The organism is Acinetobacter rongchengensis, assembly GCF_003611475.1.
Lineage (GTDB): Bacteria > Pseudomonadota > Gammaproteobacteria > Pseudomonadales > Moraxellaceae > Acinetobacter > Acinetobacter rongchengensis.
The window spans coordinates 1-9,400 of record NZ_RAXT01000076.1; the positions used below are offsets into that span (position 1 = coordinate 1).

Genomic DNA, 9,400 nt, shown 5'->3' on the forward strand with positions numbered 1-9,400 from the left:
CAGGCTACCGCTTTCATATCGATGCGCGATAAATTCAAACAGTACCTGGGTTTCTGCATCGGTTTTTTTCACATAACCAATGTCATTTATCTGACCACCCGATATTTCAAAATAAACGGGAAGCCCACCGCTATCTACAGCGAGATGAATTTTTGTAGAACTCCCACCCCGACTTTTTCCTATCGCTTCATCTGAACTGCTTGCGGCTCCGCTACTGTCTTGATGCGCTTTGACAATACTTCCATCAATAAACAACCATTCTGGATCATTATCGGACGATATGCTTTGAAACCATTTTTGTAACACACCTTTCTTTGACCAAAGGTTAAAGCGCTTAAATACAGAGTTCCAACGACCGAATCTTTCAGGCAAATCTCGCCACTGAATGCCTGTGCGCATACGATAAAGTATGCCTTCCAGTGTATTTCGGTGTTCATATTTATTGTAAACACGCCCTGTCTCTTTAAGTATTTGCTTTAGGGCTTCCTAGGCGTTATCTGTTAGCATTGTCCTTGGCATAGCAACGTCCGTTCTCGGTGGTATTTTTGATTTTTGGCGAAACCATTATACCTTGTTGCTATGCCGTTCATTTTTCACTCAAAGATCAACAGCCTCTAGTAAGGCACGTACTTGAAGCACTTAAAAGATAAAAATAAAGGCTCTCTAATGTGTTTAGGAGCCATCTAACTTATAGTTGTTTCGGGTGAGGCTTATTTGTTTTTGTGCTCCAGTGCTGTAAGTGATGTACCTACGATAAATATAGACACGACAAACAAGCCTAAATCTTTTAGCAAAAACTGGCCAGGAACCACAGAGATCGCAGGAAACCCAAGAGATGCCTCAAAAACACCGGGTGTAGTCAGCATGAACGACAATGTCGTAAAAAAGAGTCCGGTTGAAAGTACACCGCCCAAGATTGCGAGCTTAGGGGAGAAAACTCGTGCAGCGATTAACAGGCCAACTGAAATTTCAAGCACACCCAGAAAATTTGAGAATCCTTGAATGCTGAGGAAGCTATACATCCACGAAAGCAGAGGGCTATTACTAACAAAACCATGTATACCGTTTGCTTCGTAGCTAGTGAATTTCATGCCACCAAACCACAAATATATTATCGTCATGGCAACGTAGATGCCACCTATACCAAACTTAGTGATTTTTGCACCGAGATTATTACTAAGGGTATTGGTAGTCTGGACACCATTTTCAATTTCGGGAATAGTCATCTTATATCTCCAATTATTTTTAGCCATGTGGACTCACTCTATGTAGCCCACTAAAATGATATGACTCTTGAGAAAAACTATATGTTTACTCGAGTCGAACCTAACTTAGGTAATTGCTGTAGTTGAGCACCAATGGATTAGACATCAATGCCTAGTGGTTGAACGGCCGGGAAGTCGACCTCGGTCTGTGTCACTTCGTTAACGTAGTTAGTGAAAGTGTTCAGGGCAACAGCCAACAGAATATCCACTACATGTGCATCACTGTAGCCAGCGTTCAGCACCGCTTGGACCTGGTCATTGCTGACTTGCCCGCGCTGGCGGACTACGGCGGCAGCAAAACGCACGGCTGCGTCGGCCTTAGGGTCATTTGATGCACCGCTGCGGTTGGCAGTGAGTTCAGCATCATCAAGCTTGGCCACCTTACGGCCTAGGAAGGAATGGGCAGCAAGGCAATAATCGCAGCCGTTGATCTCAGCGACGGCTAGGGCAATACGCTCAAGAGTCGCTGTACCCAAGCCGCCCTGTGCTGATGCTGCGCTCAATTGCAGGTAGCCAGTCAGCGCAGCAGGGCTGTTGGCAACGACGCGGAACATGTTAGGAACGCGGCCCAGTTGTTTTTCCACAGCCTTGAGTGAGGTATGGGTAGCAGTAGGCGCGGCGTCGATTGTGGTAGGGGTGTTCAAACGTGACATAAATTTCTCCTAGTGATTTGAAAGACAGCACGCTGTATTGGCGTGGAATAAATTGTATTTAAGAAGGTTCTGCTTGATAATCCGTTGCTATCAGACAGCTCATCTTCACGTCTTGCGCAGTCGCCATTTCAGTGCCACTACACACCTTCGTTGACGTCACGCCGTCCTGATTTCTAAGGAGGTCTTCGAGACTCCAAAAACACCCTCCGGCAACGATCACATTATTTATTTTTCATAAAGCCTCCTTGGTTTTTATCTATTTACTAATGGAACTGAATTTACAGCATGTAAAATAGATATAACATGCTCAATAGTTCGTATAATGTGACTTATTAGACAGTTTACGTAGGGGCTATGTATGGATGCAGACTTTGGATATCAGATTAAAAGAGTTGTGAAATTAAGGGTTCACGAAAAACTGCAAATATAGGGCAAATCAGATTGTCTATACCCATAATTTAGAGCGCCCGAGCATCAGGAACTCACTGAAAGCAGACGTTTCTGAAAATAAACAAGGCACAGCGCTTGAAAATTTCGAGACATCAACGTTTTGCCAAAAGGCTAAAAATGCGTGCACTACTCATTTCGCATTTAAAGAGAGCATCGGTTATTAGGCAATAACGATGTGGCCAAAATTTGTCGACCACTACACTATCTCGTAAACGAGTTTGATAGACGTCAACTAGTACGTATTTTTAGTGTAAGGTCATATTAATGCACGATGCTAAACTCTGCTGTGAGCTAGGTAGGATGTATAAATACCATAAATATTTCAATGCTTTACTTTTTAAAGCTCAAGTGAGTTACTCAGTTCCGACTGTTGGTGGCAGATTTGGAATCTCGCGATTTGTCTTAAATGTCAGCCAAGCAAGTCTCTCGCTAATAAAGTGTTGACTATCCCTGACAAAGTAACAATTTCTTGCCATAATCAGACTTAAGCACTTTACTTAGAGTGTATGTGCGCCGCTTAATGCATCAATGCTGCTAATTCCCTGATTGACATCAATCACTTTGTTTCCTGTTTGATACTCTGAGATAAACAAGATCGAATGATGCAAAAGGGGACTATTTAAATACTGAGGGAACAAATGGCAGTAGATTTGAGCATAGAAACCGCTCTGCTCCTAGAGCGCTGGCAAGGCATTGTAAACTCGATGGCTCAAGTCGCGGAAGTGCCTTGTGTGCTGATTAATCGATTAGATAAAAACGAAATTTGTCAGGCTGTTGGCAGTGTGTCAGTACCAACTTTTTATTGCGGTGAACCTGTTCCATTGGCACTTAACACTTATTGTTCCCAAGTCATTTCCAGTAACCAGCCATTACTAGTTGAAAATGCAATCGGTACCCGATATGAAAACAATAACCCAACATTTGCAGCAGGCTTTAGTTATTACTATGGCCTGCCATTGCTTTGGCCTAGCGGAAAAACTTTCGGTACTTTGTGTATGTTGGACTTTTCAAGCCCAGATCGGGCATCACAACACTGTTCCTTACTCACACTTTTTAAGCAGGCCATTGAATACGATTTACAGATGCTTCAACAACAGCAAGATCTGCTAAAGCGTGAGCAACAAGCAGACAAAAAATTTATACAACTATTCAATGAGATGTCAAATAGGATAAGACCGGTAACTAATAATAAGTTGCTTCAATCTGAGTTGTTTGTACTTTTGACAAGCCAATACCAATACTGGCATCAGGAACTGGATAAGCAGCTTAATCAAACCGTCCTGACTGATGAAAACTCCATTCATATAGCGGCACTGGTTCGAATTTGGTCAAATTTGTTGGCGATTGCCCATGAAACAGAATGGTTGAGAGCTACGGCAGTTCTAGAACCTTATAGTTGTGATGCTGTTGCGTCACTGGTCAATGCAACTCCATTATTAGAACAAGCAGTGTATAAAACAGCGCTGACCCTTGGTGCTGATCTCGTTTTGAGGAGTCATTTGCCTAATCCACTGTTACTAAGTGGGAAACCAGAGTTATGGTCTCTGATAGGACTAGCTATCACGAGCTTTTTAGTTGTTGGCGCCAGCGGTACAAGTATAACTATTTTTGTCAGTAACCGATTAAAAGGTAAGTACAGAGTTTTGGAATGGTCCCTTCTTGTAAAAGGCCAGACGATGCCGCTGCGTTTTACCCGCGATAATCAAGCGCTTTATGGTTTTGCAACAGTATGTGCCGAGTTAGCGGGTGCTGTTCTTGAATCTGGTGAGTGGCAATTAACTGAGAGTCTTCAGCAACAGAGTCGTTATCTCAACTCAAATCGTGATCACGTTGACGACATTGAAAGCAGGAATGCTTCAAGAACTGCTAATGGCATAACCAGGCTTATCTGCTTATCGATACCGGTGATGGGAGACGATTTATAAACACTCAGCGATGATCAGCGAAGTTGTGTTTTAGTTTTCTTGTTGGCACTACATCCGGTATGGCGGCCTTTAATCTGAGAGTGACACTTGGGATAACTGAAAAACTGGCTGTGATTCTGCTGAACGGAGCTTGGTGCTAAGCATGTTGGCGTCATTCAAAGCAAGGTCAACACTGCTATTAACGTTTACGATTATCTGACGGACGTGCTGCTGCGCGTCAACCAACATCCAGTAAGCAAGGTACATGAACTAATGCCGAAGTTACGGAAAGCTCAGTTCGAAAGCGCATTACAGCGTTCAGCTCTATTTAGCAATCCCGATGCTTCGGTAAAATAAACCACGGAAAATGCTCCGGAGGCCGCATGCACACTAAATAGATGACGTTAGACGAAGAGTTGGATTTAAACGAGCAAATTATAGAGCCTGCGACCGGAAAAGCCAAAAGTTTATAAATACAGCTAAAACTCAAATCAAGCAGGCGAATATTGTACAAAACAATACCATTGCTACAGAGATAACTTCAAGTCTGACAGATCTATGCTAGAGTTAAATCAACGATTTAATTCATTTTTCTATGCAGGATCTTTGAAAAATGCAGTAGAAAAACGGAGAAGTACATGACCTTTAGTTTAGCTCAAACAGCTAGTGCAGAAACCACACTAAAAGCACCTGCTGAAGCAGATCAGAACCTGCGGGATATCACTGAACTGGCGTGTTATATCTGTGATGCACCAGTGGCTATGGTGACGCGAACCGATGACACAAAGCTGAATCTAATTGCAAAAGTTGGTATTTCGCGTACCTCTGTATTAATTAAAGAGTCCTTTTGCGTGTATGCAATGGAAACACCTGATGCGGTAATGGTGGTCCCTGACGCTACTTTAGATCACAGATTCAGTACCAATGCTATGGTGATTTCAGGACCTGGCTACCGATTTTATGCTGGCTCGCCGCTGATTGATCCCGAAGGTGCAGTGATTGGTACTATTTGTGTCTATGATCATGTTCCTAAGCAGCTGAACCAGCGGCAGATAAGCTCTTTGCAGGCTCTGTCCAGACAAGTGATCGCCATACTGGAGCTGAAAAAAGTCGGCGAACAATTACATAATACCAGCATGACGGATGCGCTGACAGGGGTGAACAACAGAAGAGCTTTTGACCTCAAGTTTGAAGCTGAATTTGCTCGCTGGCAAAGAACAGGACAATCTTTTGTACTGGCATTGATTGATATTGATCACTTTAAGAGTTTTAACGACAGCTATGGTCATGCCGCAGGAGATGAGGCACTGAGTCAAGTCGCGGCTCTGTTTCAGCGCCATAGCAGGAACTATGACTTTTTCGCCCGTTATGGTGGTGAAGAGTTTGTGCTGATCCTGCCAGGCACAGACACAGCGTCCGCAAATAAAACACTGGAAAAGTTAAGGCTGGTAGTGGCTAACCATGAGTGGTTATTACGACAATTAACGGTCAGCATAGGTTTGGCCAGCGCTGATTTATTTGACGACAAAAAGCAGTTGCTCGAAGTCGCCGATCAGATGTTATACAAAGCTAAAACCCAAGGCCGCAATCAAACCAGTGTGTTCGCCACACTGTAAGAGATCTGTTCATGCTGCGCTGATCTCAAGACCTCATAAAAACTGAGGTCTTGCTTCGGTCGATAAGCTGGTCTGATATTGGCATTATTTATTCCTTTCAAATACATGGGTAATGCGACTTACACAGATTTTTTATGCTCTCTTGGACTCCATGTGAAGGAGATCGTCACATTCTTTACATATAGAAAATAGAGTTCTTTAGCCAGCTGCAATTTCAGATTAACCGATTCGGTAAGCTTTCTGCATTTCCGGAGACAACTTTTTTAGCCAGCTTGAGAGACTGAAGCCTTTTCTATCGGTACTATTTAATTTAGTAAAATACAGATGTTCATCCCAGCGAGGACCGAAATCTACTTCTGCAAGACTTACAAGCTGTTTGTTTCTGCGAAGACGATGCTTTTGATGGTAATCTTCGGCGGGCCAAAAATAACCATTTTGTTCTCCGGCCTCAATCACCTCGGGAGATTTCTCCTTTCCAATCGCTTGAATCAGTTCTTCAGCTACTTGTTTTTGCTCCAGATCAAAAACAAAAAGTATCTGGCGATACTGGCCCTGCTTTCTACCATGAACAGACCATGATTCAAAACTTCCAAGAAGTTCCCTGTAGCTGATTTGGTCTTTATCGTAGATCACTCTGACGACTTCGGCGTGTCCGTTGATGTTGCGGTAACTCGGATCCAGAGTTGATGCTCCAGCGTAGCCAACACGTGTTTGCACTACTCCCTGCGTCCCTCCAAAATTAGAATCCGGTCCCCAAAAGCAACCCATGCCGAAAACCGTTTGACTAAGCTTCCCGATTTTCAATGCTTCTTCGATTGCTTCAGGGGTTGCAAATTCATAGCTTTCAACACCGTCTTCTTTATTCATTTTTAGATCCGACATATTTTTCTCCTAACTTTCAAGAATTGTAGCCACTCCCATTCCTCCCGCCGTGCAAACGACGATAAGGCCACGTTTTCCAGGACCAGCTGAGTGCAGTATCTTTGCTAAAACTCCGACGATCTTAGCGCCAGTAGCCGCAAACGGATGCCCAAGGGCAATGCTACTTCCACGGACATTTAGCTTCGAGCGGTCAATTTTTCCGAGAGGCTCTGATCGTCCCAAACGTGTTTTGCAGTATTCAGCAGACTCCCACGCCTTCATCGTGCAGAGCACTTGTCCAGCGAACGCCTCGTGAATTTCGTAAAAATCAAAATCCTGAAGCTTTAAGCCGTTTCGCTTCAATAATTCACTGACCGCCACAGTTGGAGCCATGAGCAAACCTTCGCCAGCGACGTAATCCACGGCAGAAGTATGAGAATCCACAATCTTGGCCAACAGCGGCCAATTATTCTTTTTAGCCTCTTCTTCGGAAGCCAAAAGAACGGTGGATGAGCCATCTGTGAGCGAGCTTGAATTTCCCGCCGTCAAAGTCCCTTTTTCTGATTTATCAAAAACAGGTTTTAACTTCGACAATTTTTCCAAAGTTGTATCAGCACGCAAAATTCCATCGGTCTTATTTCCTTGGAATGGAAAGACGAGATCATCATAAAACCCATCTTTATATGCTTGAGCTGCATTTCTGTGACTTGCCAGCGCTAACTCATCTTGCTCTTGGCGAGAAATATTCCACTCTTTAACCATGAGTTCGCAATGCTCACCCATTGATTTTCCGGTGCGTGGCTCAACCACTGCGGGCAACACTGGCTTTAGATCGCTAGGTTTAATTCCTAAAATGATTTTTACTTTCTCACCAAGCGTTCTGGCAGAATTCAACGCAATCAATTTTCTTGCGAAAGTTCGACTAACCATAATGGGCAAATCGCTGTTGCTATCAACACCGCCCGCAATGCCACTTTCAATTTGGTGGCTAGAAATTTTGTGAGCAATCTGAATCGTATTTTCCAAGCTCGTTCCGCAAGCACGTTGCACGTTATATGCCGGAGTGTTTGGATGCAAACCGGAGGATTGAACGACTTCACGAGCCAAATTCCAGTTAGCCGAGCTGTGCATGACAGCTCCTAAGGCTACATCGCCCACAGTTTTTCCTTCCAAGTTATATCTATCAACTAAACTCTTTAGGCTCGCCGTCATTAGTTCTTCACTTGAGACGTCTCGATATGCGGTCATAGATTTCATAAATGGAATCCGAGCTCCACCTACGATATAAACGTTTCTCGTTTTCATAATTTCACCTCCGGCTTTGTGTGCCGTTCAAAAACTTCTCCGACCTTCACGCCGTACGATTCAAAAATGTAGTCTTTGCCAAGCATCTTGGCTTTTTTGTGTTCGGGATGCTTATCCCAAGCATCGAAAGCTTCTCTGGTAAGGAACTCGACAATTAGAACATCTTCACCGTTAGGAGAAGAAAACCGCTCATGGCTTCCGTAACCAGGAATGGCTTCGACAAGCGCGGACATCTCGGCGTATCTTCTTTCAAACTCCCCACCGTGCTCCTTGGCAACACGACTGCGGAAAACTGCTATAATCATTGATCTGACTCCTTACTAAGCTAATTACAATCCTCAAAAAAAAGATCTCGTTATTTTATCGAAGCTTCCAACCACTTGTCGAGATCCTTGAACTTGGGGTTTCTCAGCTTCTTTGTCCCAACCAGTATTGTCGGGAAATTTAACTTTCCAGTAGTATAAAGGGATCGCAGTTCATCAGCTGCCGCGTCGTCTTCGTGAACATCTAAAAAATCAAACTCGATTCCTTTTTCTTTCAAGTACGACTGGTAAATCTTGGTTTTGTGGCAGTCCTTATGACCGAACAGCTTAATCCCCACGACCCCCTCCATTTTCTAAAATTACTCTACAAACTTCAACGACTCCGAGTTGATGCAGAATCGAGCCCCAGAGGGCTCAGGACCATCTGGAAAAACGTGCCCTAAGTGGGCTTCGCACACATTGCATAGCACTTCGATTCTTCGTCCGTAAGTCGTGTCCAGTTCATATTGAATTACGTTGTCGGCGACGGGCTCAGAAAAACTCGGCCAACCTGTTCCCGAATCAAACTTAACGTTCGAATCAAACAGTTCAGTGTCGCAGCCCGCGCAGGCATACCGTCCTGCCTCATAAAATGAACAGAGTTCCCCAGTGTGAGGGCGCTCGGTGCCTTTCTTCCGCATGACATTAAATTGAGCGGGCGTCAGAATTTTTTTCCACTCTTCCTCGCTCTTTTCTACTTTTCTAGGAGGAGCGGGAGTGCCGTTATCGAGATAGTTGTTAATGCTTTCCCAGTTGAACATAAATTTGCTCCTTTATTTTTGGGTTTGTTCTTTAGCTATCAATCCACGCGAAGAAGTCAGTCGCGCTACCAATGAATTTTCCATCCACAAAAACTTGCGGAACAGTTTGAAGGTTGGTTTTTTTCTTCAACTCATCATAAGTCTTGGGATCGTCATCCACGCGAATTTGTTTAAAATCAACTTTTTCAGAAGTTAAGTACTCCTTCACGCGTTTACTAAACGGACAATGGTCTTTTGTGTAGATGACAACGTTCTTAAGTTCTTTCATTTTTTCCTCTTTCGT

The 9,400-nt window shown here is 43.7% G+C and carries 12 protein-coding genes; 2 read left to right on the forward strand and 10 right to left on the reverse strand.

The features are described 5' to 3' along the window. The 4 genes from D7V20_RS17610 to D7V20_RS20350 all read right to left on the reverse strand — a co-directional run. Positions 1-471, reverse strand: a 471-nt coding sequence (locus D7V20_RS17610; RefSeq protein ID WP_213069656.1) for an IS5 family transposase, incomplete at its 3' end; no start/stop codon positions are given. A gap of 239 nt (positions 472-710) precedes the next feature. Further along, positions 711-1,226, reverse strand: coding sequence for a YkgB family protein (locus D7V20_RS17615; protein WP_004911234.1), 516 nt, complete (start codon positions 1,224-1,226; stop codon positions 711-713). A gap of 137 nt (positions 1,227-1,363) precedes the next feature. Then, complete coding sequence (locus tag D7V20_RS17620; RefSeq protein WP_000088799.1) at positions 1,364-1,918, reverse strand: carboxymuconolactone decarboxylase family protein; 555 nt, start codon at positions 1,916-1,918, stop codon at positions 1,364-1,366. Between the two features lie 58 nt (positions 1,919-1,976). Then, a complete protein-coding gene (locus D7V20_RS20350) occupies positions 1,977-2,138 on the reverse strand; it encodes a peptide-methionine (S)-S-oxide reductase (protein ID WP_223290059.1) in 162 nt (53 codons plus the stop codon). An 868-nt stretch (positions 2,139-3,006) separates the two neighbouring features. Here D7V20_RS20350 and D7V20_RS17630 point away from each other — a divergent pair. Continuing rightward, positions 3,007-4,293: a GAF domain-containing protein gene (locus D7V20_RS17630; RefSeq protein WP_000257537.1), complete on the forward strand. Its 1,287-nt coding sequence runs from the start codon at positions 3,007-3,009 to the stop codon at positions 4,291-4,293. Positions 4,294-4,910: 617 nt separating this feature from the next. Continuing rightward, on the forward strand, positions 4,911-5,888 hold the full coding sequence (locus D7V20_RS17635) for a sensor domain-containing diguanylate cyclase (protein ID WP_002119794.1): 978 nt from the start codon (positions 4,911-4,913) through the stop codon (positions 5,886-5,888). Positions 5,889-6,107: 219 nt separating this feature from the next. Here D7V20_RS17635 and D7V20_RS17640 read toward each other — a convergent pair whose 3' ends face one another. The 6 genes from D7V20_RS17640 to D7V20_RS17665 form a co-directional block, all read right to left on the reverse strand. Then, a complete protein-coding gene (locus tag D7V20_RS17640; RefSeq protein ID WP_001281573.1) occupies positions 6,108-6,770 on the reverse strand; it encodes a peptide-methionine (S)-S-oxide reductase MsrA in 663 nt (220 codons plus the stop codon). Between the two features lie 9 nt (positions 6,771-6,779). Next, positions 6,780-8,054: an acetyl-CoA C-acetyltransferase gene (locus D7V20_RS17645; protein ID WP_000857678.1), complete on the reverse strand. Its 1,275-nt coding sequence runs from the start codon at positions 8,052-8,054 to the stop codon at positions 6,780-6,782. Continuing rightward, positions 8,051-8,359 carry an antibiotic biosynthesis monooxygenase family protein gene (locus D7V20_RS17650; RefSeq protein WP_058952588.1) on the reverse strand — a complete coding sequence of 103 codons (309 nt, stop codon included), beginning with the start codon at positions 8,357-8,359 and terminating at the stop codon, positions 8,051-8,053. The genes D7V20_RS17645 and D7V20_RS17650 overlap by 4 nt, the downstream gene beginning before the upstream one ends. A 50-nt stretch (positions 8,360-8,409) precedes the next feature. Then, positions 8,410-8,655 (reverse strand): glutaredoxin family protein, encoded by a 246-nt coding sequence (locus D7V20_RS17655; protein ID WP_079381165.1) that lies wholly within the window; start codon positions 8,653-8,655, stop codon positions 8,410-8,412. A 21-nt stretch (positions 8,656-8,676) separates the two neighbouring features. Beyond that, positions 8,677-9,117 (reverse strand): peptide-methionine (R)-S-oxide reductase MsrB, encoded by a 441-nt coding sequence (msrB, locus tag D7V20_RS17660; RefSeq protein ID WP_000483554.1) that lies wholly within the window; start codon positions 9,115-9,117, stop codon positions 8,677-8,679. Positions 9,118-9,148: 31 nt separating this feature from the next. Further along, on the reverse strand, positions 9,149-9,400 hold a 252-nt coding region (locus D7V20_RS17665), incomplete at its 5' end, for a glutaredoxin (RefSeq protein WP_228198835.1).